Source organism: Pararoseomonas sp. SCSIO 73927, from assembly GCF_037040815.1.
Lineage (GTDB): Bacteria > Pseudomonadota > Alphaproteobacteria > Acetobacterales > Acetobacteraceae > Roseomonas.
Window position 1 is genome coordinate 2,389,635 of record NZ_CP146232.1, and the last position, 21,925, is coordinate 2,411,559.

Consider the following 21,925-nt stretch of genomic DNA (forward strand, 5'->3'; position numbering starts at 1 on the left):
GGGAAATCGGCGGCCGGATGCCCTATCTTTCCGGCATGAGCCACGCCCAGGACGCGGCGGCGCCCGAGACGCCCCTCTTCGATGCGGTAACGACGCCGCACCAGTCCGGCACGCCGCTGGGGCTGCGGGTGCTTGTGGGGCTGGTCGTGCTCGCCTCGGCGGGGCTGACGGCGCTGTTCTGGGCGCTCGGCGCCTGGCCGGTGGCGGGCTTCATGGGCCTCGAGGTGGTGCTGGTGGTGGGGCTGCTGCGGGCGCACCGGCGCTGGTCCGACCGGCTGGCGGAGCGGATCACGCTCTCGGGCGGGCGGCTGCGGGTGGAGCGCACGGACCGGCGGGGGCGGCGGCGGTCGCTGGCGCTGGACGCCTACTGGGCACGGGTGGTGCTGACGCCGCGCCCGGGGCGGGTGAGCGAGCTGCGGCTGGCGGTGCGCGGCCGCTCCGTGGAGATCGGCGGCTTCCTGGGCGAGGAGGACAAGGCGGACCTGGCGCGGGCGCTGGGCCGGGCGCTGAGGGCCTATCGCGAGCCGGTCTTCGACAACCCGCAGCTGCGGCCCTGATATGAGAAAGGTCCTGATATGAGAAAGGCCGGGCGGGGCGTTCTGCCCCGGCCCGGCCCCCGGCGTTTTGCCGATCCCGCCCCGTTCAGTCCGTGGGGGCGAGGCTTTTGATCAGGTCGAAGACCCGCTTGCGCACGGCGGGCTCCGTGATCCGGTAATAGGCTCGCACCAGCTCCAGCGTCTCTCGCTTGTGCAGGGTATCATCCTCGAACCCCTCCTGCGTCTCCGCGAAGCCCGCGAGGCGGGAGCGGAAACCGGAAGCGATGCCGCCCATGCTGTCAGGCATGTCGTCGAAGAAGAAGCCGATGGGCACGTCCAGCACCCGCGCCAAGTCGAAGAGTCGGCTGGCGCCGATGCGGTTCACGCCGCGCTCGTACTTCTGCACCTGCTGGAAGGTGAGCCCGAGGGCCTCTCCCAGCTTCTCCTGGCTCATGCCGAGGAGGGTACGGCGCAGACGGACGCGGCTGCCCACATGCACGTCGATCGGGCTGGGGCGATGCTCGCCGCGTTCGGTGCGCTCCAGCGCCTCCTCACTCGACATATGCACCACTCCTTCGCCAATAGGCAGGCGGCCCGCATTCTGCACGCCATGACACGGCCAACGGCTCGCGCCGTGGCCGATGCGTCCCTGCGACACTGCCCAAGAGATTGGGGGCACACTTACTGAATGTCAACTCTTTCGAGAATTCCAATTAAATGGACGATCTCCCATCTCCGGCGCCCCGCGCGGCAGGAACGGGGCCTGCCACCGAACCGGAGAAACGGCGCCGGGTGCCCAGCCAGCCGGCCAGCAAAGTCAGGATGGTAAGAACGGCTGGGATGGCAAGGCCCAGCCGCGCGAAGGGCGTAGGCGGGGCCGCGGCGGGGAGAGGCGAGAGCACGTAACCGGTCTGCCCCAGTCCCAGCGACGTCATCAATTTCCCTTGTGCATCAAAGCTGGCGGAGATCCCGGTCTGCGCCGCGCGGGCCAGGGGCAGCCCTTCCTCCACCGCGCGCAGCCGGGCGGTGGCGAGGTGCTGGTGCGGGCCGGCGGAGATGCCGAACCAGGCGTCGTTGGTGATGTTCAGCAGCCAGCCCGGCCGCTCCGCCCCGACCACGCGGCCGGAGAAGATCACCTCGTAGCAGATGAGCGGCCCGACGGGGGGCAGGCCGGGCAGGGGCAGGGCCACCGGCCCGGGGCCCGCGCCGAAATCCACCCCGCCCCGGATCACCCGGATGGGGATGAGGCCGGCGAGGGGCATGTACTCGCCGAAGGGGACGAGGTGGGACTTGTCGTAGCTCGCGCTGATCCGGGCATCGGGGCCGATGGCGACGAGGCTGTTGAAGAGCTTCGTCGGCCGCCCATCCGGGCCCCACTCGCCGCGCACGGTGCCGGCGAGCAGAAGGCCGTCGGGGGGCAGGGACTCGGCGGCCACGCGGCGCGCCTCCGTGTCGTCCTCCAGCAGGAAGGGGCTGGCCGTCTCTGGCCAGACGATCACGGGTCGGGTGCCCGGCGCCACGCGGGCGGCCTCGGCGGCGCCTTGTTGGCCGAGCTCCAGGTAGCGGCGGAAGATCGGCACCCGGCTCTCGGCCCGCCACTTCGCCTCCTGCGCCACGTTGCCCTGCACGAGCACGAGGGTGACGGGCAGGTCGGCCGCCCGCTCCCCGGAGAGGCGCCACGCGCCGAAACCGGCGAAGAGGAGGAGGGTGGCGACGCCCCCGGCCATGGCGCGGCGCCCGAGCAGCGGGGTGAGAGCCAGGATCACGGTAAGGAGGGAGAGGCCGTGGGTGCCGATCCAGGCGGCGCCCTGCACGGGCAGGGCGGCGAAGGCCCAGGTCGTGCCGAGCAGGTTCCAGGGAAAGCCCGTGAAGGCCCAGCCCCGCACGAACTCCGCCAGCACCCAGCCGCCGGCCAGGACCAGCGCGCGGGGCCATCCCGGGCGCGCCATCCAGGCCAGCACTGCGGGGATGACGGTGTAGATCCCCATCCAGAGCGCGAGCAGCGGCACGGCCAGCGGCACGAACCACCAGAGCCGCTCCGCCTCCGTCAGGATGGAGTGGGTGATCCAGTAGAGGCCGGCGACGTGATACCCCCAGCCGAAGGCCCAGCCGACCAGGGCGGCGCGCTTCCGGGAGCCCGCCCCCTCCAGCAGGAGGAGCAGGCCGGGGAAGGAGAGAAGCAGCACCGGCACGGCATAGACCGGCGGCATGGCGAGTGCCGCCGCCGCGCCGAGGCCGAAGGCAGCGGCGAGGGCGCGCCATCCCGAGAGGGCGCGAAGGGATCGGATTAGGCGTTGCACGGGGCTGGGCCTACTCCGCCGCTCGGGACGTGGGATGGGTGCCCGGCGCGCCGGGGCGCGGGGCTTCGAGGAGGAGGGGTGGGCCGCCGGCGGCCTCCGCGATGCCGTCCGCCGCCGGGGCGGGGGCGGGGCGGCGCACGCGGAGGCGGCGGATGCGGCGCGGGTCCGCCTCCAGGATGCGGAACTCCAGCCCGGAGGAGTGGGAGACGAGTTCGCCGCGCGCCGGCACCCGGCCGGCAAGGGTGAAGACGAGGCCGCCCAGCGTGTCGATGTCCTGCTGCCGCTCCTCGGGGGTCAGGATCTCGCCGCCCATCCGGGCCTCGAAATCCTCGATCTTCATGCGGGCGTTCACGTCCAGGCTGCCATCCGGCCGCTCCGCCACCTGGGGCAGGACCTCCTCGTCATGCTCGTCGGAGATGTCGCCGACGATGGTCTCGACGAGGTCCTCGATCGTCACCAGCCCGTCGATGCCGCCGTACTCGTCCACCACCAGGGCCATGTGGGTCCGGGCCTCCCGCATCTGCAGCAGGAGGTCCAGCACGGGCACCTGCGGCACGACGAAGAGGAGGGGGCGCAGCGCCGCGTCCAGCGAGAAGGGCTCCTCGTCCCGCCCCACGGCGGCGAAGACGTCCTTGATGTGGACCATGCCCCGGATGTCGTCGAGGTTGCCGTTGTAGACGGGAAAGCGGCTATGGCCCTCGCGCTGGATGAGGCGGATGGACTCGTCCAGCGTCAGGTCGCAGGGCATGCCGATGATGTCGGCGCGCGGCACCATCACGTCCACGGCGGTCTTGTTGCGGAGCTTCAGGACGTTGCCGAGGATGACGCGCTCATTCGCGTCCAGCGCGTTCGCGTCGGGCTCCTCGCCCTCCTCGCCCTCGTGCTCGACCAGCGCCTCCACCTGGTCGCGCACGCTCTCGGCCTCGCGCCGGAGCAGGAGGCCCTGGAACTTCCAGAGCAGGCCCTTGCGGTCGATCGATTGTCGATCACTCATGGTCTGGCACTCACGCCACGCCCCTCCAGGGATTGGGCAGGGCGAGGCGGCGCATGATCCGCGCCTCCGCCCGCTCCATCCGCCGCGCCTCGCCGGCGTGCAGGTGGTCGTGCCCCGCCAGGTGCAGCACCCCATGGGCAACGAGGTGGGAGAGATGGGCCATCACGCTCCGCCCGGCCGCCCGGGCCTCGCGCCGCACCGTGCCCAGGGCCAGGGCGACGTCGCCCGGCATGCCCGGGTAGGGCGCGGGGAAGGAGAGCACGTTGGTGGGCTTCACCTTGCCGCGGTGGTCGCCGTTCAGGCGCTTGATCGCGCGGTCATCCGTGAGGAGCACGGTCACGCCCCCCGGGGCCGATCCGTCCTCGCCGGCCTCCTCGAAGGCGGCGGCGGCGGCGCGGCGCACCACCTCCTCCACCCTCGGCACGGCGGACCGCCAGGCGGGGGCCTCGACCACCACCTCGACGGAATCATCCCGGCCGGGGAAGAACCCCCCGGGGGTCTCATCTTCAAGCCCGGCGGGTTCTCCGCCGAGAACGTCATGATCTGGCCCGGCGGCTGCGCCGCCGGGCGGGCGACTGCCCACTTCCGCCTTACTCCCTCGTTCTGCCGCGAACCGGGCTGCTGTGCCCGCTGGACACGGTCCCTGCCGCCTCGGCCCGGCCATAGGCCGAGACGATGCGCCCGACCAGGGGGTGCCGCACCACGTCCGCCTCGGCGAAGCGGGTGATGCCGATGCCCTCCACTCCGTCGAGGATGGAGAGGGCCTCCACCAGCCCGGACTTCTGGCCGGGCGGCAGGTCCACCTGGGTGGGGTCGCCCGTGACGACCATGCGCGAGCCCTCGCCCATGCGGGTGAGGAACATCTTCATCTGCGCCGGCGTGGTGTTCTGCGCCTCGTCCAGGATGGCATAGGCGTGGGCGAGGGTGCGGCCGCGCATGAAGGCCAGCGGCGCGATCTCGATCTCGCCGGAGACGATGCGGCGCGCCACCTGGTCCGCAGGCATCATGTCGTGCAGCGCGTCGTAGAGCGGGCGGAGATAGGGGTCCACCTTCTCCTTCATGTCACCGGGCAGGAAGCCCAGCCGCTCCCCCGCCTCCACCGCGGGGCGGGAGAGGATGATGCGGTCCACCCGGTTCGCCATCAGCAGGGCCACGCCCTGGGCGACGGCGAGGTAGGTCTTGCCCGTGCCCGCCGGGCCGACGCCGAAGACCATCTCCTGCCGCTGGAGCGAGTCCATGTAGGCGGCCTGGGTGCGGCTCCGCGGGGCGATGGCCCCCTTGCGGGTGCGGATGGCCGGCATGTCGGCCAGCGGCAGGCGCGGGTCCTCCTGCGGACCGTCGGCCATGCGCAGCGCGGCCTCCACATCGGCCATTCCCGTCGGCTCTCCTTTCTGAAGGCGCTGCCACAGGGCGCGCAGCACCGATTCCGCCAGCCCGGTGCCGTCCGTCCCGCCGCTGACCGTCACGCGCCCGCCCCGGGACGCGATGCGGACACCCAGCCGCTGCTCGATCCGCGCCAGGTGGCGATCGTGTTCCCCGTAGAGCATCGGCAACAGCGCGTTGTCGTCGAAGTTCAGGGTCACGGTCCGCTGCGTGTCCGGCCGGAAGCCGGGGCGCAGGGCGGCGGGATCGGACCGGAGGGTGATCCCCCCGGCGGGGGCGGCGATCTGGGTCAAGCGGCGGCGGACTCCTCGGGCAGCACCATTGTTGCGGAGAGGGAGTTGGGGTGCGCGGCCCGCAATTGCATCGGGACCACGGCACCCACCGGGGCCGAACCGGTTGCATGAACCGGCTGGAGCCACGGGGAGCGGCCCGCCACCTGGCCGGGGTGGCGCCCGGTGCCTGTGACGAGCACATCGACCACGCGCCCGACGCAGGCGCGGTTGAAACCGTCCTGCTGCTGCCGCAGCAGGGCCTGGAGCGCCTGGAGGCGGGAGTCCTTCTCCGCCTCCGGCACGGGGAAGGGCTGGCCGGCGGCGGGGGTGCCGGGGCGCGCGGAGTACTTGAAGGAGTAGGCGCCGGCGAAGCCCACGCGCTCCACGAGGCGCATCGTGTCCTCGAAGTCGCGCGCCGTCTCGCCGGGATGGCCGACGATGAAGTCCGAGGTCAGGGCGAGGTCCGGCCGCGCCTCCCGCAGCCGGTCGGCGAGGCGGAGGTAGAGGTCCGCCTTGTGGCCACGGTTCATCGCGGCCAGCACCCGGTCCGATCCGCTCTGCACGGGAAGGTGCAGGTAGGGCATCAGGGACGGGATCTCGCCGTGGGCGGCGATGAGGTTGTCATCCATGTCGCGCGGGTGGCTCGTCGTGTAGCGCAGACGGGCAACGCCGGGGATTTCGGCGAGTTCGCGCAGCAGGCGGGCGAGGCCCCAGGTGCCTTCATGGGTGTTGCCGACGGGAGACTCCCCCGGGGGCGCCCCCGACACGGTCCGCGGGGCCTCCCCGGCCCAGGCGTTCACGTTCTGCCCGAGGAGGGCGATCTCGCGCGCGCCGTTCGCCGCGAGCTGGCGGGCCTCCGCCAGGATGGCGGCGGCGGGGCGGGAGAACTCGGCGCCGCGGGTGTAGGGCACCACGCAGAAGGAGCAGAACTTGTCGCAGCCCTCCTGGATGGTGAGGAAGGCGACGGGGCCCTGGGGCGCGCGGGCCTCCGGCAGGTGGTCGAACTTGGCCTCCGCCGGGAAGTCCGTCTCGATCACGGCACCGGCCGCGCGACTGGCGCGGGCCACCATCTCCGGCAGGCGGTGATAGGTCTGGGGGCCGAGCACGATGTCCACCCAGGGCGCGCGGGCGGTGATCTCCGCGCCCTCGGCCTGGGCGACGCAGCCGGCCACCGCGATGATGGTGTCCTTGCCCTCGGCCTGCCGCTCGTTCTTCGTCAGGCGCAGGCGGCCGAGGTCGGAGAAGACCTTCTCGCTCGCCTTCTCCCGGATGTGGCAGGTGTTGAGGATGACCATGTCGGCCTCCTCCGCGCTCTCGGTCGGCGCGTAGCCCAGGGGGGCCAGGATGTCGGCCATCCGTCCGCTGTCGTAGACGTTCATCTGGCAGCCCCAGGTGCGGATCAGGAGCTTGCGGGTATTGGGCCGAGCCGGGCCGGCGGAACTGCTCATGCTGGAAAAGACCCTTCCGTTCCCGGGCCCTTGCATAGGCAAGGTGCCCCGGAGGCGGGGGATGTGCGGCGCGGGGCCTTCCAGGTCAAGAAAAGTCCCGGCGCGGCATGGGGCGCGCGTCCATGGCCGGAGCCTCGCGGATCCGCTGGATTCCGGTCAAGCGGAGATGGGCCAGCGGGCGGCGAGGGGCGCCGGGGCGCGGTTCTGGCGAAGGATCGCCGCGCCTTCCGCCACCGTCGCCTCCATGGCGGCGGAAAGGGCCTTGCGGTTGGGGGCCGGGCCGGGCTCCACGGGCTCGTGCAGCAGCACGGTGGCGCGCAGCCCGGCGTGGCGAAGGAGGTTCCAGGCGTGCGGGCCGATGGACATGTCACCGTACCAGGCGAAGATCGGCCGGTCCCGCCGGCAGGCCGGTAGCCCGCCGAGGCGGTCGTAGCCGACGGAGAGGGGCTGGATCTGCGCCGCCGCCTCCGCCACCGCGAGGAAGGAGGTGCGGAAGGGCAGGACCCGCGTGCCGTCCGAGGAGGTGCCCTCGGGGAAGAGGACGAGGCTGCCCCCGCCCGCCAGCCGGTCCCGCATCTCCTTCGCCTCGTCCCCCGTGCGGCCGCGGGAGCGGGAGACGAAGACGGTGCGGCCGAGGCGGGCGACGAGGCCGATCAGCGGCCAGCGCCCCACCTCCGCCTTCGAGACGAAGGCGGCGTCCAGCGTGGCGCCGAGGACGACGATGTCGAGCCAGGAGGAGTGGTTGCCGAGGTAGAGGGTGCGCGGGGCGCCGCGCCGCTCCCCCACCACCTGGATGCGGACGCCGAGGAGGAAGGCGACGGTGCGCCAGTAGAGGCGGGCGAACCGGATCTTGCCGCGCCCGGGCAGGGCCAGCAGCACGGCCTGCACGGGGATGGCGAGAAGGGTCCAGATCGCGGCGGTGGCGATCCGGCGCACGGCGCGGAAGCGGCCGCCGAGGGGGCGGTCCCCCATCACGTCGAAGACGCGGCCGCCGGGGACGGCGCGGCGGTAGCGCAGGGGCGCGCGGCGGCGCAGACGGCTGGGGGCGGCCAGGGCCTCGGCCGGGTCGCGGGTGGCGGCGTCCATGCCAGCGGGGTTAGCGCGGGGACGAGGGCACGTCCATGTCAGGCCCGTGAAGGCGGCGTGACGGAGGCGTCATGTTTTCCGCGCGCCGCGCCGATTTCCATGGCTGCGGGAAGGGTTCTAGGCTCCCGGCCTCTCGGACGGAGGCCGGACCATGATGCAGCGACGGGACCTTCTCGGCCTGGCCCTGGGGGCCGGGGCCGCCCCGGTGGCGCCGGGCTGGCTGGGGACGGCGAGGGCGCAGGGGGGAGCCCCGGGGCAGGGGGGGACGCTGCGGATCGGCATGGCCGCGCCGAACACGACGCTGGACCCGCACCTGCTGAGCAACGCGCCGAACAACGCGGTGGCGACCCACCTGTTCGACAGCCTGACCGTGAACGACCACGCCTCCCGCTCCCAGCCAGGCCTCGCCGAGTCCTGGACGCGGCAGGACGACACGCACTGGACCTTCCGCCTGCGGGAGGCGCGCTTTTCGGACGGATCGCCCTTCACGGCCGAGGACGCCATCGCCTCCATCCGGCGGGCGACGGATATTCCGAGCGCCGCCTCCTTCCGCACCTACACCCGCAGCATCAGCGCCATGTCCGCACCCGACCCTCGCACGCTGCTGGTGGAGACGCGGGCGCCGGACCCGCTGCTGCTGAACTCCATCGGGCGGGTGCGGATCATCCGGGCGGCGCTGGCGGGGGCATCGAGCGCGGAGTTCAACGCCGGCCGCGCCGTGATCGGCACCGGGCCCTACGCGCTGCGGGAGTACGTGCCGGGCAACCGGATCGTGCTGGAGAGGAATGCTTCGTGGTGGGGCGGGGCGACGCCCTGGGCGCGGGTGGAGCTGCGGGTCGTCACCGACGACGCCGCGCGGCTGGCGGCGCTGCTGGCGGGGGACCTCGATATCATCGAGGCGGTGGCCTCGGGCAACACCGAGCGGGTGAGGGCGGATTCGCGGCTGCACGCGATCAGCGGCATCTCCTCGCGCTTCGTCTATCTCGCGCTGGACCAGGTGAACGAGGTCTCGCCCTTCGTCACGGGACTGGACGGCAGGCCGCTGGAGCGGAACCCGTTCAAGGACCTGCGGGTGCGGCAGGCGCTGTCGCTGGCGATCAACCGGCAGGCTATCGTGGAGCGCACGATGGAGGGGCAGGCGGTGGCCGCGTCCCAGTTCCTGCCGAAGGGCGGGCCGGGGACGGACCCCGCGCTGGAGGTGCCGGCCTTCGATCCGAACCGCGCGCGCGCCCTGCTGGCGGAGGCGGGATACCCGCGGGGCTTCCGGCTGACCGTCTCCGGCCCGAACGACCGCTACATCAACGACGCGAAGATCGTGCAGGCCGTGGCGCAGATGTTCACGCGCATCGGGATCGAGTGCCGGGCGGAGACGATGCCCTGGTCCACCTATGCCGGGCGGAACAGCCAGCGAACGGTGGATTCCTGCCATCTCGGCGCCTGGGGGGTGAACACGGGGGAGACGAGCAACCCGATGTCCGCCCTCGTCGCCACGGAGGACAGGGCGGCCGGGCTGGGGATCAGCAACGGGGGCCGCTACTCCAACCCGGAGGTGGACCGGCGGCTGAAGGAAGCGCTGCGGACCATGGACGATGCGGGGCGCAACGCCCTGCTGGCGGAGGCGAGCGGCATCGCCTTCCGCGACGTGGCGCTGATCCCGCTGCACCACGAGGTCTCGGTCTGGGCCGCGAAGAAGGGCATCGGCTACGTCACCCGCGCCGACCAGTACACGCTCGCCACCGGCGTCACGAGGGAATCCTGAGCACCGTGTCCAGCACCGCGACCGAAGACAGCCAGGCGAGGCTGCTGCGCGCCACCTACGATGTCGGCAAGACGGCGATGTACGCCGCGAAGGTCGATCCGCGCTTCCACTACTGTCTTTATGTCCCGCCGCAGATCGGGCCGGAGACGGAGCTCGTGGTCTGCGTGCACGGCACGTCGCGCACCTCCTTCCTCGACTTCCGGGACGGGTTCGCGGAGTTCGGGCGGTGGCAGGACTGCGTGATCCTGTGCCCCGTCTTCCCGATCGGGCCGCTCGGGGACGGGGCGCGCAGCGGGTACAAGTACATGCAGGAGGGCGACATCCGGTACGACCGGGTGCTGCTCGGCATGGTGGAGGAGGTGGCAGCGAAGTACGGCCGCCAGTGGGACCGGTTCGCGATGTTCGGCTTCTCCGGCGGCGGGCACTTCACGCACCGCTTCGCGATCCTGCACCCGAAGAAGTTGTGGGCGGCCTGCATCGGGGCTTCCGGCTCCGTGACGCTGCTGGACGCGGACCGGGACTGGTGGGTGGGGATCCGGAACCTCGAGAAGGTGTTCGGGATCGCCTTCGACCGCGAGGCGCTGGCGGAGGTGCCCGTGCAGATGCTGGTGGGCGACGCCGACCTGGAGACCTGGGAGATCACCCACAAGCCCGGCGGCACCTACTGGATGGAGGGCGCCAACGACGCCGGCCGCACCCGGCCGGAGCGGATGGACGCCCTGCGGAGGTCCTTCGAGGCGGCGGGGGTGAAGGTTCGCTTCGACCTCGTGCCGGGCGTGTCGCACAGCCGGATGCTGGTGATCGACCGAGTGCAGGATTTCCTGGCGGGGCTGCTGAAGCAGAAGCGGGGCGCCTGACATGGCCGGAATGATCGTGGCGCCGCAGCCGGAGGCGGTGGAGGCGGGTGCGCGGGTGCTGGAGCGCGGCGGGAACGCGGTGGACGCCGCCATCGCCTGCGGGCTGGTGCAGGGCGTGGTCGATCCGCAGATGGTGGGCATCGGCGGCTTCGGCTCCATGCAGGTCTTCCTGCCCAGGCGCGGCGTGCACAAGGTGCTGGAGTTCTTCTCCCGCGCGCCGCTGGCCGCGACGCCGGACATGTGGGAATCGAAGCTGGTGGGCCAGTCCCGCGACGGCTTCGCCTTCCTGCTGGAGGGCGGGATCAGCGAGGCGGGGCACCTGGCGGTCTGCACGCCGGGGAACGTGGCGGGCTATGCGGAGGCGCTGCGGCTCTGGGGCACGATGGAGTGGCGGGACGTGTTCCAACCCGCCATCGCGCAGGCGCGGCAGGGGTGGATGGTGCGGCCGCACGTGCACTGGTTCTGGAGCCAGGACCAGTCCGCCAGCGGGCAGGTGAACACGATCGACAAGCTGCGGATGACCGCGACGGGGCGGCGCGTCTACTTCCGCGAGGACGGGACCCTGAAGCGCCAGGGCGACATCATCGACAACCCGGACATGGCCCGCAGCCTGGAGCGGCTGGCCGAGGGCGGGCCTGAGCTGTTCTACACCGGGGCGATGGCGGAGGAGATCGCCGCCGACTTCAAGGCGCAGGGCGGGCTGATCGGCATGGAGGACCTTCGGGCCTACCGCACCTCGCTGGCCGACCCGATCTGGGGCGCCTACCGCGGCCACCGCATCGCGACCAATCCGCCGCCGAGCAGCGGCTTCGCCATGCTCCAGGTCCTGCACATCCTCGAGCACTTCAACATGGGTGGGCTGACCCATGGCGGGGTGGAGCACGTGCGGATTCTGGCCGAGGCCATGAAGCGCATGACGATCGACAAGGACCGGAACATGTCGGACCCGGCCTTCGTGCCGGTGCCGACGGAAAAACTCCTCTCGCACGACTACACGGCAGAGGTGGCGGAGGGAATCCGGCGCGGCGACAGGCTGCGGGTGACGCGGCTGGAGCGGAAAACGGAGCGCGACACCACCCACGTCTCCGTGGTGGACGGGGCGGGGAACTGCGTGACGATGACGCACACCCTCGGCAGCCCGTCGGGCGCGATCACGGAGGGGCTGGGGTTCATGTATAACGGCTCGATGAGCCGCTTCGACCCGCGGCCGGGGCGGGCGGGCTCCATCGCGCCGGGCAAGCGCCGCGCCTCCTCCTCCGCGCCGACGATCGTGTTCCAGGGGGACCGGCCGCGGATCGTGATCGGGGCGCCGGGGGGCAGCTACATCGCGCCCGCGGTCGCGCAGGGCATCAGCAACGTGCTGGACTTCGGCATGTCCATGTCGGACGCCGTGGCGGCGCCGCGGGTCGTGGCCGTGTCCGATTCCATCGACGTGTCCAATCGCGTGCGGCGGGACGTGACGGAGGCGCTGGCGGGGATGGGCTACGACATCAAGCGCAGCCCGATGAGCTACGCCTTCGCGGCCCTGCACGGGATCCAGGCACGCGGGGACGGAGTGCTGGAGGGCGGGGCGGACCCGCAGCGGGACGGGATGGCGCTGCGGGCGGGGTAGGGCCCGCGGCCCCCCCCAGCGACGTGGGCGAGGCGTGGGCGAGGCGGGGGTTTATTCCCCCGTCCCGACGATTTTGCGCTCGTAGTGCTTGAGGTACTTGGCCGTGACGAGCTCGGTCTTCACCAGCACGCACACATCGGTGGTGTTGAACTGCCGGTCCACCACCGCGCCGTCGCCCACGAAGCCGCCGAGGCGCAGGTAGCCCTTCACCAGGGGCGGCAGCTCCGCCAGCACGCGCTTGGGGTCGAAGCCCGCGGGGTCCATCCGGTCCATCCGCACGTAGAGCTCCGGCAGGGCGCGGGGCCGAAGCGCCGGCGGGGCCAGGTGATAGGCGTGGAGATAGGTGAGGTCGGCCGCCATCGCGTCCGGGTCCGTGCCGGGCAGGGATGCGCAGCCGAACATGAGGGAGATGCGGTGCTGGAAGATGTAGGCGGCGATGCCCTGCCAGAGGAGCTGGAGGGTGCCGCGGGTGCGGTAGCCCTCGTCGACGCAGGAGCGGCCGAGCTCCAGCAGCCCGTCGCCAAGGGTGCGGATCGGCGTCAGGTCGTACTCCCCGGCGGAGTAGAAATCCCCCACCCGGGCGGCGGCGGGGCGGCGGATGAGGCGGTAGGTGCCCACCACGGCGGCCGCGCCCTCGCCCCTGTCATGGTCCAGCACCAGCAGGTGGTCGGCCACGGGGTCGTAGGCGTCGGCGTCCAGCCGGCTGGCGGCGGTGGCGGCGTCGGGCTGGGCGCCCATCTCCTCGTAGAAGACGCGCCAGCGCAGCGCCTGGGCCGCCCTGACCTCCGCCGCGCTCTCGGCGATCCGAACGCCGAGGCTGCCGCTGCGGATCTCCCCGAAGCCGGGATCCGGCTCGGTCATTCCCCGTCCTTCTTCAGTGGCGGGCCGGGGCGGCGCCTGGCATCCGGGGCGGCGTCGGCCTTCTTGCCAAAGAGCTCCAGCCGCTGCTGCACGAGGGTGAAGCCGTAGCGGGCGGCGATCCCCTCCACCAGCCGCTCGAACTCCTCGTCCTCGAACTCGATGACCGTGCCGGTGTCCACGTCGATCAGGTGGTGGTGGTGGCCGCGGTCGGCCGGGTCGTAGCGCGATCGCCCGCCGCCGAAGTCCCGCCGCTCCAGGATGCCCTTCTCCTCCAGCAGGCGCACCGTGCGGTACACGGTGGCGATGGAGACCTTGCTGTCGAGGGCGATGGCGCGGCGGTAGAGCTCCTCCACGTCCGGGTGGTCCTCGGCCTCGGAGAGGACGCGGGCGATCAGCCGGCGCTGGCCGGTCATCTTCAGGCCCCGCTCGATGCAGAGGCGCTCGATCCGCGTGGGGTCGGCGCCCTTGCCGTGCGGTGCCTTGGCGTGGGTGTGCGTGGCGTGGTCCATGGTCATCCCGTTCGGGCGGAGACTACTACCCCGCCGATGGCCCCGGCGCCAAACCCGCCCTCAGGGCCGCCCGCGCCGCCGTTCCGCGGGCCGGCCCCTATTCCTTCGCGCCGCGGCCGCGCCGGACGCTGCGCGGGCGCGTGCCGAGCCCGATCTTCTTGGCGAGCGAGGAGCGGTGCGAGGCGTAGGCAGGCGCCACCATGGGGTAGTCCTGCGGCAGGCCCCAGCGCTCCCGGTACTGCTCGGGGGTCATGTTGTAGGCGGTCTTGAGGTGGCGCTTCAGCATCTTCAGCTTCTTGCCGTCCTCAAGGCACACCAGGTACTCGGGCGTGATGCTCTTCTTCACGGCCACCGCCGGCTCCGGCCGGGTGGCCGGGACCACCTCGGCGGGGCGGCCGAGGCCGGAAAGCGTGCGGTGGACGTTCTCGATGAGGCCGGAGAGTTCGGCCACCGGCACGGGGTTGTTCGAGACGTGGGCCGCCACGATCTGCGCCGTCAGCCCGAGGACGGTCCCCTCCGCACTCTCCCGCGCCGCCGCCGTGGTGTCCGCCATAACGCCTTCCCCGAGTTCTGCCGGATGCGCGCATCCGTTCTAAAAAGCCGGGACTAGCAGAGCCCCCGATTCGCGAGAGGATTTACCTTCTTTTCCATGCCGTTGACAGAGAAGAGTTGAAAGCAGCGACCATGAGCAAAGAAATCACCGCGACGGAGGGGGCGGACATGCCTGCCGAGACTTGCCGGATCGACATCACCCGCGACACCTGCCCCATGACCTTCGTCCGCACCCGTCTGGCACTGGACCGCATGGCGGCCGGCGAGGTGCTGCTGGTAACGCTGCGCGGCGAGGAGCCGCGGCGCAACGTGCCGCGCACTGCGACCGAGCAGGGCCATGCCGTGCTCGGGCTGGAGGAGGAGACGGACGGCACCGCCCGGCTCTGGATCCGGAAGGGCGGGTGAACAGCTTGCCCCGTCCGGAGCCAAGGGGCTCCGCCCCCTGAACCCCCGCCAAGGGCCTGAGGCCCTTGGATCCCCCTCCCGCTGCCGCCGCGCCGTCCTGACGCGGGGCCGCCGCTTCAAGGGCGTGATCCTACCCTCGCAGTCGCCTCGGGTCGTGGACCCGAGGCGCACCGCCAGCCGAGCCAATCCAAAGCCCAGAAGAAGATGATGGAGAGGGGGCCGGGGAGAGGAAGAATTCCTTCTTCCTCTCCCCGGGACAGACCGGACGCGCAGGACCGGGGCAACGGTCCGCCAGAATCAATTCTCCGGCCCGATCCGCAGCACCAGCGCGTCCGTGCCGTCCGCGTAGTAGCGCCGACGCCGCCCCACCTCGGTCGCCCCGGCCCGGGCATAGAGGGCGCGGGCGGGGCCGTTCCTCTCCGAGACTTCCAGGAAGAGCGCCGCGGCGCCGCGCCGAGCGGCCTCCGCGACCGCCGCCTCCAGCAGCCGGGCGCCCAGCCCCTGCCGTCGGGTGCCGGGATGGACGGCGAGGGTGAGGATCTCCGCTTCCCCCGCGACGGCGCGGGCCAGGACAAAGCCGCTCTCCCCGGCCAGAAGGCCGAAGCCGCCCTGCAGCCGCAGCATGGCCGTGAGGGCGGTGCCCCCCCAGCGCTCGGCGGGTGGAAAGGCGGCCGCGTGCAGGGCGGCCATGACGGGGATGTCGGCCTCCCCGGCCGGCCGGAGAGGCGGGGGGGCGTTCGTCACCCCACCGGGCCCGGCGGGCGCAGGGCCAGGGGCTCGGCGTAGAGGGGGGCTGCCGGACGGGGCGGGGAGCCCTCGGAGAGGCGGCGGGCGGCGGCGGCGGCCACGTGGCGCGCCTGGGGCAGCCGCGCTTCGGAGAGGAGGGCGTTCGCGCCGCGCGCCAGCAGGCGGGCGGCCGCCTGGGGCGCGGCATCCCCCATCAGCACCACGGGGCCGGGCGGCACGGGAAGGGCCGCCTCCTCCAGCAGGGCCGGTGCCTCGTCCGGTCGCTCCAGCACCAGGCCGCCGCGGCCGGCGAGCGTGACCGACCAGGGGGTGCGGCCCTCCGTCCGGTGCGCGGGCAGGGCGGCGGCCAGGGCTTCGCCGGTCGTTACCCCCAGCAGGGGTACGCCCCAGCCATCGGCCAGGCCGCGGCCGAGGGCGATCGCGGCCCGCAGCCCCGTGAAGCCGCCGGGGCCGATGGAGACCGCTACCGCGTCCGGCCGCACATTCCCCCCCTCGCGCAGGACCGAGTCCGCCAGGGCGGGCAGGGCGGCCGGCTGGCCACGTGATCCCTCTCGCGACGCTTCCGCCAGCACCGCGCCGTCCCGCCACAGCGCCGCGGAGGCGCAGGACAGCGCCGCGTCCAGTGCCAGGAGTTGCATCGCCTTCCCCTTCTCCCCTTCCGCGCGAATGTGCCAGGACGACGGCACCCGGGCCATGCCGTGCGCTGCCGGATCTATCGGGAAAAGAAGAGAATTTCACTTGTGATTCATGGCGAAGGACGGAATGTTGCACCGCACACAGACGGAGCACGACGATGGCCCAGCGCATCGCCGAGCGGGTAGATGACCTGCTGGACACGGTTCTTGCCCTGAAGCGGGAACTGGCGGTGGCGGGGAACCGCGTCGCGGCCTCCTCGCCGGACTACGTGCGCGCCCTTGCCGCCGCGCCGGAGCGGCTGGGGCCACAGCCCCTGGCCGAGCCGTACGGGGACATCGTCCCGGGGCTGACGGTCGGCTTCCGCCAGGGGTCCAGGCCGGACCTGCACCTCCGCTCCGACCCTGGCCGGGGGCTGGAGATCGCGCTGCGACAGCGCACGAGCAGCACCTGGGTGACGTTGGAGATGGACTGGGACGCCGCCGCCCTGCGCGAGAAGGGGAGGACGACCCTCCTGCTGCGCGGCAGCGCCCCGCAGCCCCTGACGCTGAGCTGCCTTCTCCGCTGCACGGGGGCGGGGGGCGCCAGCGCGGACCTGCCGGGCCGGGCGATCGAGCTGGGGCCGCAGCCGGGCTTCCACGCGGTGGAGTTCGTCGCCTCCGCCGGGGAGGGGCTGCAGGGCTGCCGGGTGATCGTGTTCTGCCCGGTGACGCCCTTCTCCATGACGCTGACGGAGCTGAGCCTGATCTGAGAGGGCTGAAGGGGGGGGGCGCCTCACCGCCTCGCCAGGAAGAAGGCCCGCAGCAGGGCCGCCGCCTCCCTCTCCCGCACGCCGCCCACCACCTCCGGCACGTGGTGGCAGGAGGGAGCGGAGAGCACGCGCGCGCCGTGCTCCACCCCGCCGCCCTTGGGATCGTAGGCGCCGAAGATCACGCGGCGCACCCGGAAGAAGGAACTGGCCTGGGCGCACATGGGGCAGGGCTCCAGCGTGACCCACAGGGTTGTGTCGGCCAGCCATTTCGCGCCCCGCCCGGCGGCTGCGGCGCGGAGCGCCAGCATCTCCGCGTGGGCGGAGGGGTCGTGGCGGGCCTCCACCTCGTTACCGGCGCGGGCCAGGACCCGGCCGGCGGCGTCCGTCACCACGGCGCCCACCGGCACCTCGCCCCGGTCGGCGGCGGCGCGGGCCTCGTCCAGCGCGAGCGCCATGGGAAGGGCCATGGAAGGGGCCATGGGCGCGGCCTCCGTCATGTCGTCTCCTTCATGCGCGCTTGTGGGCAGGGGGGCGCACGCTCTACCAACCCCTGCATGACCGCACGACCCCTGATCGGCCTGACCCTTGATGCCGAGGAGCCTCCCGTCGAGGGGGGCGGCTACTCCAAGCTGCCCTGGTACGCGCTGCGGCGGAACTACTTCGGCGCCGTGGCCGCGGCGGGCGGGCTGCCTGTCGCCCTGCCGCACGACCCCGCCCTGGCCGAGGCCTACCTCGACCGGCTGGACGGGCTGCTGGTGACGGGCGGTGCCTTCGACGTGGACCCCGCCCTCTACGGCGGCGGGGAGCGCCACGAGACGGTGGTGCTGAAGGAGGGCCGCACGGCCTTCGAGATCGAGATCCTGCGCGGCGCGCTGCGGCGGGACATGCCGGTGCTGGGCATCTGCGGCGGCGAGCAGCTGCTGGCGGTGGCGCTGGGCGGCACGCTGATCCAGCACATCCCGGATGCCGTGCCGGACGCCCTGGCGCATGAGCAGCCCAATCCCCGCACGGAGCCGGGGCACGAGGTGGCGCTGACGCCGGGCACGCTTCTCTCCCGCATCGTCGGCGCGCCCTCCATGGCCGTGAACTCCGCGCACCACCAGGCGGTGGACCGGCCGGGGGAGGGCGCCATCGTCAACGCCCGCGCCCCGGACGGGGTGGTGGAGGGGCTGGAGCACCCGGGCTACCGCTTCTGCCTCGGCGTGCAGTGGCACCCGGAATACGCGGTGGATGCGCGGGACGGGGCCATCCTGGACGCCTTCGTAGAGGCCGCGCGCGGTGCCGCCGCCCGGCGCGCCGCATGAGCGACGACACGCCCGACGACGCCGCCCACGACACCGCACGGGGCGAGCGCATCGCCAAGTGGCTGGCGCGCGCGGGCGTGGCCAGCCGCCGCGACGCAGAGGCCCTGATCGCCGAGCGGCTGGTCACGCTCAATGGCAGGACCGTGGAGACGCCCGCCACCTTCGTGGCGGAGGGCGACGCCGTCCTCGTCCGCGGGCAGCGCGTGGGCGCGGCGGAGGTCACGCGCCTGTTCCGCTACCACAAGCCCGACGGGCTGGTGACGACCCACAAGGACCCGCAGAAGCGGCCCACCGTCTTCGAGCGCCTGCCCGCCGGCCTGCCCCGCCTCGTCTCCGTCGGGCGGCTGGACCTGACGAGCGAGGGGCTGCTGCTGCTGACGAATGACGGCGCCCTAGCGCGCCGGCTGGAGCTGCCCTCCAACGGCTGGTCCCGCCGCTACCGCGTGCGCGTGCACGGCAAGGTGCATGAGGGGGCGCTGGCCTGGCTGGCCCGGGGCATCACCGTGGAGGGCGTGAAGTACGGCCCCATCACCGCCGGGCTGGACAGCCGACAGGGCACCAATGCCTGGCTGACCGTGACCCTGCAGGAGGGGCGAAATCGCGAGATCCGCCGCGTGATGGAGCATCTGGGCCTGCACGTGACCCGCCTGATCCGCGTGGCCTACGGCCCCTTCCAGCTCGGCGCCCTGCCGCCCGGCGCGGTGGAGGAGGTGAACGCCCGGACGCTCCGCGACGAGCTGGGCGTGGCCACGGCCAAGCCCCGCATCCAGCGCGGCGTGGAGCGCGAGCCCCTGCCCCCGGCCGAGGCCGAGCCGCCCCGCAAGCGCGCGCCCCGCGCCCGCCGCGCGGGCGACCCGCACCGGACGCCCTGGGGGGCGAAGCCGCGGACGGAATGACGGGCCCTCTCGCGTCGGGGGAAGGCTCAGCCTTCCCCCGGACCCCCATCCGCCAGGAAACTGAGTTTCCTGGACCTTCCATCTGGGGAGGGGGCCATCGGCGGGGCCGCGCAAAGGGGCGCGGCCCCGCCGATGGCCGGCGCTTCGCGCAGAGGCGGGCGGAAGACGCAGCCCCCTGGCTATGGAGCTGGGGAGCGCACGACCTTCCCCGGAGCGGGTCGTGAGGATCGTCGCCGGCCAGTGGCGCGGCCGCGCCCTTCAGGCGCCGCCCGGGGAGGGCACGCGGCCGACGGCGGACCGGGTGCGGCAGGCCCTGTTCGATTCCCTTTGGCACGCGCCCTGGGCAGGGCGGGCGGCGGTGGAAGGGGCGAACGTGCTGGACGCCTTCGCGGGTACGGGGGCGTTGGGGCTGGAGGCGCTCTCGCGCGGTGCGGCGCAGGGCTTCTTCATGGAGAAGGATCGCGTGGCACTGGCGGTGCTGCGGGCTAATCTGGCGGCGCTGAAAGCGGAGGCCGTAGCGCGGGTGCTGCCGGCGGATGTGCTGCGGCCGCCCCGGGCGGAGATGGCCTGCGGACTGGTCTTTCTCGATCCGCCCTATGGGAAGGATCTGGGGGCGCGGGCGCTGGCGGCGCTGCGGGGCGCGGGGTGGATCGCGCCCGGCGCGCTGGCCTGCCTGGAGATCGGGCGGGGCGAGGCGGTGCCGGTCCTCGAAGGATGGGAGGTTCTGGCCGAGCGCGAGCACGGCGCCGCGCGCGTGCTGGTGCTGCGAGAGGGCTGACGCCGTCGGTGGCGGCTAGAATGGGGGCGTACCACGGGCCTAGCGGATGGCGAGGACGCCCCAGGCGAACAGGAGAGAGGCGGCAGAGCCAAGTCCGCTCCGGATGCCGTGCAGCTCTCCCCAGCGGCGCAACATGGCGCGGCTTACCGCCCCGGCTTCCTGCGGCGCCAGCGCCATCAGTCGCTTGTTCGTCGGCATGATGACCAGCATCGTAAAGGGCCAGTTCGCGAGCAACAGCAGGCTTGCCGCCCCCCATTGCCAGTCGCGCAGCTGGTACCAGGCTACCAGTCCCGCGGCCCCTCCCAGCACGGCCAGGCCGGCCTGGATGGGCAGGGCGCGCTTGTAGCTGGGCTGCCATTGCGCGAGCTGGGGAGCGTCCTCCAGATCCATCCGGACCGGGTGTTCCACCAGGCTGATGTAGAGCGCAGCCCCGGCGAAGAGGGTTGCGAGGATGAGAGCGACAAGGCCAGCGACCACCTAAAATCTCCTCTGGTGCGCTTCGGGAGACGCGACCATGCCTGATGCGCCTCTCCCGGGATTGATCGGGTCGAGACGCCGAGGCTGAGAAGAACCCGTCGGGGACGGGCGCAGGAGCTACCAACCTGCAACTCTATTTCCGGCAGGGCCAGCATGCCGAACGCCTGCCGCCGGAGCAACCTTTCGCGGGACCGCCTCGGGGCGAGGTCACTGGGCGGGCCTGAACCGCCCCTACCCGGCGCGCGACGGCGGGTGGCGCCGTGGCAGGCTCTCGGCCGCCGCGGCTGCCGCGCTCATCGCCGGGGGCGCAGCGGCCCGTAGAAGCCGCTCCACTCCATCCCCATCGCCTTCGCCCTCTCGGCGATGATGCCCGTCCCGGACAGGAGGAAAGTGACCGGCGAACCCGTGAGGACGGGATCGTCCAGCAGCTGCCCGATCTGCCGGCCCCGCCACCAGAAGAGCCCGAACAGCAGGGCGAGCAGGAGGAGGAGGCCCCAGGTCACCAGGCCCTGGCCGAGAATGTAGACGCCGTAGGGCGGGGAGATCGCGGTGCTCAGCCAGGAGAGGCCGATCAGCGAGGCGAAGAGGAGGAGCAGGAAGCCCAGCAGCTCCAGCGGCAGCCGCCGGTAGATGCGAAGTGCCGCGTTGAGATCCTCGACCGAGGACTCGTTCAGCGACGTTAGGGGACGGTCTTGGGGCGGCTGCATGGGCTCCTCGTTGCAGGGCTGGAGGGTTGAACGCGCCCGGCGAGGGATGGCGGCGGGAGTAGGGCGGCGGCCCGGTGCGCTCCGTTCCGAGGAGCGGAGCGCACCTACCCGATCCCCAGCGCCGCCCTGGCCTCCGCCGCGTCCGCCGCGATGGCGGCCTTCAGCTCGTCCAGCCCGGTGAAGGCCATGTCCTCCCTCAGGAAGCGGACCAGCCGCACCCCGATCTCCCGGTCGTAGAGGTCGCCGGACCAGTCGAAGAGGTGCGTCTCCAGCCGCGTCTCCGGATCCCCGCCGAGGGTCGGGCGGCGGCCGATATTCGCGACGCCCGGCACCAGGGTCCCGTCCGGCAGGGCGGCGCGCACGGCGTATACCCCCCGCGCGGGCTCGAGGTGGCGGCCCATCCAGATGTTGGCGGTGGGCCAGCCGAGCTCCCGGCCCAGCCGGTCGCCGTGGAACACCACCCCGCGCACCTCCCAGTCCCGGCCCAGCAGGTCGGCGGCGCGCTCGGGGTAGCCGTCCTGCAGGGCGCGGCGGATGCGGGTGCTGCTGACCGGGCCGGCGGCGTCGGAGACGGGGGGGACGACGGAGAGGCCGATGCCCCGGCCCTCCGCCCAGCGGGCCAGGAACGCCACGTCGCCGCCGCGGCGGTGGCCGAAGGCGAAGTCGGCGCCGCAGGCCAGGTGTTTCGCGCCCAGGGCCTCGTGCAGGATCGTCTCGCAGAAGGCCTCGGCCTCCATGGCGGCCAGCGCCGCGTCGAAGGGCACGGCGTGCAGGCCGGTGCAGCCCGCATCGCCCAGCGCGGCGGCCTTGGCGGGCAGCAGGGTCAGGCGGAAGGGCGGGTCCTGCGGGCGGAAGTACTCGCGGGGATGGGGTTCCAGCGTCATCGCCTGCAGGGGCAGGTCCGGGCGGGCGGCGTGGGCGGCGGCGAGCACGGCGCGGTGGCCGCGATGCACCCCGTCGAGATTCCCCAGCGCCACGGTGCCGCCGCGCGCGTGGGCCGGCAGGGCGCGCCAGTCGGTCCAGACCTCGCAGGCCCCAATCCCGAAGGACATGCCGGG

General features: G+C 72.9%; 25 protein-coding genes. 9 read left to right on the plus strand and 16 right to left on the minus strand.

Features of this window, described 5'->3' with window-relative positions:
- Nucleotides 1-35: 35 nt before the first annotated feature.
- A complete protein-coding gene (locus tag VQH23_RS11265) occupies nt 36-557 on the plus strand; it encodes a DUF2244 domain-containing protein (RefSeq protein ID WP_338665734.1) in 522 nt (173 codons plus the stop codon).
- An 85-nt stretch (nt 558-642) separates the two neighbouring features.
- Here the strand turns inward: VQH23_RS11265 and VQH23_RS11270 are convergent, their stop codons facing one another.
- The 7 genes from VQH23_RS11270 to VQH23_RS11300 all read right to left on the minus strand — a co-directional run bounded on the left by VQH23_RS11270 (nt 643) and on the right by VQH23_RS11300 (nt 8,019).
- Nucleotides 643-1,098 (minus strand): helix-turn-helix transcriptional regulator, encoded by a 456-nt coding sequence (locus tag VQH23_RS11270; protein WP_338665735.1) that lies wholly within the window; start codon nt 1,096-1,098, stop codon nt 643-645.
- 151 nt (nt 1,099-1,249) lie between these two features.
- The gene (gene lnt / locus VQH23_RS11275; RefSeq protein ID WP_338665736.1) at nt 1,250-2,836 is read right to left on the minus strand and encodes an apolipoprotein N-acyltransferase; all 1,587 of its coding nucleotides are present in this window, start codon (nt 2,834-2,836) and stop codon (nt 1,250-1,252) included.
- A gap of 10 nt (nt 2,837-2,846) precedes the next feature.
- Nucleotides 2,847-3,830 carry a hemolysin family protein gene (locus tag VQH23_RS11280; protein WP_338665737.1) on the minus strand — a complete coding sequence of 328 codons (984 nt, stop codon included), beginning with the start codon at nt 3,828-3,830 and terminating at the stop codon, nt 2,847-2,849.
- A 10-nt stretch (nt 3,831-3,840) separates the two neighbouring features.
- Complete coding sequence (gene ybeY, locus VQH23_RS11285; protein WP_338665738.1) at nt 3,841-4,284, minus strand: rRNA maturation RNase YbeY; 444 nt, start codon at nt 4,282-4,284, stop codon at nt 3,841-3,843.
- A gap of 136 nt (nt 4,285-4,420) precedes the next feature.
- Complete coding sequence (locus VQH23_RS11290; protein WP_338666091.1) at nt 4,421-5,497, minus strand: PhoH family protein; 1,077 nt, start codon at nt 5,495-5,497, stop codon at nt 4,421-4,423.
- 5 nt (nt 5,498-5,502) lie between these two features.
- Complete coding sequence (miaB, locus tag VQH23_RS11295; protein ID WP_338665739.1) at nt 5,503-6,933, minus strand: tRNA (N6-isopentenyl adenosine(37)-C2)-methylthiotransferase MiaB; 1,431 nt, start codon at nt 6,931-6,933, stop codon at nt 5,503-5,505.
- Nucleotides 6,934-7,089: 156 nt separating this feature from the next.
- Nucleotides 7,090-8,019 (minus strand): lysophospholipid acyltransferase family protein, encoded by a 930-nt coding sequence (locus tag VQH23_RS11300; RefSeq protein WP_338665740.1) that lies wholly within the window; start codon nt 8,017-8,019, stop codon nt 7,090-7,092.
- A gap of 151 nt (nt 8,020-8,170) precedes the next feature.
- On the opposite strand from VQH23_RS11300, the gene VQH23_RS11305 reads away from it, so the two are divergent.
- From VQH23_RS11305 to ggt, 3 genes are read left to right on the plus strand one after another with little or no spacing between them, the layout of a single operon-like run.
- Entirely contained in the window at nt 8,171-9,778 is a 1,608-nt protein-coding gene (locus tag VQH23_RS11305; RefSeq protein WP_338665741.1) for an ABC transporter substrate-binding protein, read from the plus strand.
- A gap of 5 nt (nt 9,779-9,783) precedes the next feature.
- A complete protein-coding gene (locus VQH23_RS11310; RefSeq protein ID WP_338665742.1) occupies nt 9,784-10,635 on the plus strand; it encodes an alpha/beta hydrolase in 852 nt (283 codons plus the stop codon).
- Between the two features lies 1 nt (nt 10,636).
- Nucleotides 10,637-12,247: a gamma-glutamyltransferase gene (gene ggt, locus VQH23_RS11315; protein ID WP_338665743.1), complete on the plus strand. Its 1,611-nt coding sequence runs from the start codon at nt 10,637-10,639 to the stop codon at nt 12,245-12,247.
- Nucleotides 12,248-12,298: 51 nt separating this feature from the next.
- On the opposite strand, the gene VQH23_RS11320 is transcribed toward ggt, so the two are convergent.
- The 3 genes from VQH23_RS11320 to VQH23_RS11330 form a co-directional block, all read right to left on the minus strand.
- Nucleotides 12,299-13,108, minus strand: coding sequence for a GNAT family N-acyltransferase (locus VQH23_RS11320; protein ID WP_338665744.1), 810 nt, complete (start codon nt 13,106-13,108; stop codon nt 12,299-12,301).
- Nucleotides 13,105-13,617 (minus strand): transcriptional repressor, encoded by a 513-nt coding sequence (locus VQH23_RS11325; protein ID WP_338665745.1) that lies wholly within the window; start codon nt 13,615-13,617, stop codon nt 13,105-13,107. The genes VQH23_RS11320 and VQH23_RS11325 overlap by 4 nt, the downstream gene beginning before the upstream one ends.
- 97 nt (nt 13,618-13,714) lie before the next feature.
- Nucleotides 13,715-14,170, minus strand: coding sequence for a MucR family transcriptional regulator (locus VQH23_RS11330; RefSeq protein ID WP_338665746.1), 456 nt, complete (start codon nt 14,168-14,170; stop codon nt 13,715-13,717).
- A gap of 131 nt (nt 14,171-14,301) precedes the next feature.
- Here VQH23_RS11330 and VQH23_RS11335 point away from each other — a divergent pair, with 131 nt between their 5' ends.
- On the plus strand, nt 14,302-14,574 hold the full coding sequence (locus VQH23_RS11335; protein ID WP_338665747.1) for a sulfurtransferase TusA family protein: 273 nt from the start codon (nt 14,302-14,304) through the stop codon (nt 14,572-14,574).
- 297 nt (nt 14,575-14,871) lie between these two features.
- Here VQH23_RS11335 and VQH23_RS11340 read toward each other — a convergent pair whose 3' ends face one another.
- Both VQH23_RS11340 and tsaB read right to left on the minus strand, forming a co-directional pair.
- The gene (locus tag VQH23_RS11340; RefSeq protein WP_338665748.1) at nt 14,872-15,318 is read right to left on the minus strand and encodes a GNAT family N-acetyltransferase; all 447 of its coding nucleotides are present in this window, start codon (nt 15,316-15,318) and stop codon (nt 14,872-14,874) included.
- Nucleotides 15,315-15,959 (minus strand): tRNA (adenosine(37)-N6)-threonylcarbamoyltransferase complex dimerization subunit type 1 TsaB, encoded by a 645-nt coding sequence (gene tsaB / locus VQH23_RS11345; protein ID WP_338665749.1) that lies wholly within the window; start codon nt 15,957-15,959, stop codon nt 15,315-15,317. Before tsaB ends, VQH23_RS11340 begins: the two co-directional genes overlap by 4 nt.
- 155 nt (nt 15,960-16,114) lie before the next feature.
- Here tsaB and VQH23_RS11350 point away from each other — a divergent pair, with 155 nt between their 5' ends.
- Complete coding sequence (locus tag VQH23_RS11350) at nt 16,115-16,705, plus strand: hypothetical protein (RefSeq protein WP_338665750.1); 591 nt, start codon at nt 16,115-16,117, stop codon at nt 16,703-16,705.
- A gap of 23 nt (nt 16,706-16,728) precedes the next feature.
- Here the strand turns inward: VQH23_RS11350 and VQH23_RS11355 are convergent, their stop codons facing one another.
- On the minus strand, nt 16,729-17,202 hold the full coding sequence (locus VQH23_RS11355) for a nucleoside deaminase (RefSeq protein WP_338665751.1): 474 nt from the start codon (nt 17,200-17,202) through the stop codon (nt 16,729-16,731).
- Nucleotides 17,203-17,259: 57 nt separating this feature from the next.
- On the opposite strand from VQH23_RS11355, the gene VQH23_RS11360 reads away from it, so the two are divergent.
- The 3 genes from VQH23_RS11360 to rsmD all read left to right on the plus strand — a co-directional run bounded on the left by VQH23_RS11360 (nt 17,260) and on the right by rsmD (nt 19,683).
- Nucleotides 17,260-18,009: a gamma-glutamyl-gamma-aminobutyrate hydrolase family protein gene (locus tag VQH23_RS11360; RefSeq protein ID WP_338665752.1), complete on the plus strand. Its 750-nt coding sequence runs from the start codon at nt 17,260-17,262 to the stop codon at nt 18,007-18,009.
- Nucleotides 18,006-18,905, plus strand: a complete 900-nt coding sequence (locus VQH23_RS11365) for a pseudouridine synthase (protein ID WP_338665753.1) — start codon at nt 18,006-18,008, stop codon at nt 18,903-18,905. The genes VQH23_RS11360 and VQH23_RS11365 overlap by 4 nt, the downstream gene beginning before the upstream one ends.
- A 220-nt stretch (nt 18,906-19,125) precedes the next feature.
- A complete protein-coding gene (rsmD, locus tag VQH23_RS11370) occupies nt 19,126-19,683 on the plus strand; it encodes a 16S rRNA (guanine(966)-N(2))-methyltransferase RsmD (RefSeq protein WP_338665754.1) in 558 nt (185 codons plus the stop codon).
- 39 nt (nt 19,684-19,722) lie between these two features.
- Here the strand turns inward: rsmD and VQH23_RS11375 are convergent, their stop codons facing one another.
- The 3 genes from VQH23_RS11375 to ribF all read right to left on the minus strand — a co-directional run bounded on the left by VQH23_RS11375 (nt 19,723) and on the right by ribF (nt 21,919).
- Nucleotides 19,723-20,160, minus strand: coding sequence for a DUF1772 domain-containing protein (locus VQH23_RS11375; protein WP_338665755.1), 438 nt, complete (start codon nt 20,158-20,160; stop codon nt 19,723-19,725).
- A 293-nt stretch (nt 20,161-20,453) separates the two neighbouring features.
- On the minus strand, nt 20,454-20,867 hold the full coding sequence (locus VQH23_RS11380; RefSeq protein ID WP_338665756.1) for a hypothetical protein: 414 nt from the start codon (nt 20,865-20,867) through the stop codon (nt 20,454-20,456).
- Nucleotides 20,868-20,971: 104 nt separating this feature from the next.
- A complete protein-coding gene (gene ribF, locus VQH23_RS11385; RefSeq protein ID WP_338665757.1) occupies nt 20,972-21,919 on the minus strand; it encodes a riboflavin biosynthesis protein RibF in 948 nt (315 codons plus the stop codon).
- Between the last annotated feature and the right edge of the window lie 6 nt (nt 21,920-21,925).

What these genes read in the sequence shown, in the direction of transcription:
- VQH23_RS11380 (WP_338665756.1), bottom strand. Translation starts at nt 20,867, where the DNA reads ATGCAGCCGCCCCAAGACCGTCCCCTAACGTCGCTGAACGAGTCCTCG.
- VQH23_RS11330 (WP_338665746.1), bottom strand. Translation starts at nt 14,170, where the DNA reads ATGGCGGACACCACGGCGGCGGCGCGGGAGAGTGCGGAGGGGACCGTC.
- VQH23_RS11355 (WP_338665751.1), bottom strand. Translation starts at nt 17,202, where the DNA reads ATGACGGAGGCCGCGCCCATGGCCCCTTCCATGGCCCTTCCCATGGCG.
- VQH23_RS11300 (WP_338665740.1), bottom strand. Translation starts at nt 8,019, where the DNA reads ATGGACGCCGCCACCCGCGACCCGGCCGAGGCCCTGGCCGCCCCCAGC.
- VQH23_RS11280 (WP_338665737.1), bottom strand. Translation starts at nt 3,830, where the DNA reads ATGAGTGATCGACAATCGATCGACCGCAAGGGCCTGCTCTGGAAGTTC.
- VQH23_RS11360 (WP_338665752.1), top strand. Translation starts at nt 17,260, where the DNA reads ATGACCGCACGACCCCTGATCGGCCTGACCCTTGATGCCGAGGAGCCT.
- tsaB (WP_338665749.1), bottom strand. Translation starts at nt 15,959, where the DNA reads ATGCAACTCCTGGCACTGGACGCGGCGCTGTCCTGCGCCTCCGCGGCG.
- VQH23_RS11335 (WP_338665747.1), top strand. Translation starts at nt 14,302, where the DNA reads ATGAGCAAAGAAATCACCGCGACGGAGGGGGCGGACATGCCTGCCGAG.
- VQH23_RS11365 (WP_338665753.1), top strand. Translation starts at nt 18,006, where the DNA reads ATGAGCGACGACACGCCCGACGACGCCGCCCACGACACCGCACGGGGC.
- VQH23_RS11325 (WP_338665745.1), bottom strand. Translation starts at nt 13,617, where the DNA reads ATGGACCACGCCACGCACACCCACGCCAAGGCACCGCACGGCAAGGGC.
- VQH23_RS11265 (WP_338665734.1), top strand. Translation starts at nt 36, where the DNA reads ATGAGCCACGCCCAGGACGCGGCGGCGCCCGAGACGCCCCTCTTCGAT.
- VQH23_RS11350 (WP_338665750.1), top strand. Translation starts at nt 16,115, where the DNA reads ATGGCCCAGCGCATCGCCGAGCGGGTAGATGACCTGCTGGACACGGTT.
- ribF (WP_338665757.1), bottom strand. Translation starts at nt 21,919, where the DNA reads ATGTCCTTCGGGATTGGGGCCTGCGAGGTCTGGACCGACTGGCGCGCC.
- VQH23_RS11270 (WP_338665735.1), bottom strand. Translation starts at nt 1,098, where the DNA reads ATGTCGAGTGAGGAGGCGCTGGAGCGCACCGAACGCGGCGAGCATCGC.
- VQH23_RS11305 (WP_338665741.1), top strand. Translation starts at nt 8,171, where the DNA reads ATGATGCAGCGACGGGACCTTCTCGGCCTGGCCCTGGGGGCCGGGGCC.
- miaB (WP_338665739.1), bottom strand. Translation starts at nt 6,933, where the DNA reads ATGAGCAGTTCCGCCGGCCCGGCTCGGCCCAATACCCGCAAGCTCCTG.
- VQH23_RS11320 (WP_338665744.1), bottom strand. Translation starts at nt 13,108, where the DNA reads ATGACCGAGCCGGATCCCGGCTTCGGGGAGATCCGCAGCGGCAGCCTC.
- ggt (WP_338665743.1), top strand. Translation starts at nt 10,637, where the DNA reads ATGGCCGGAATGATCGTGGCGCCGCAGCCGGAGGCGGTGGAGGCGGGT.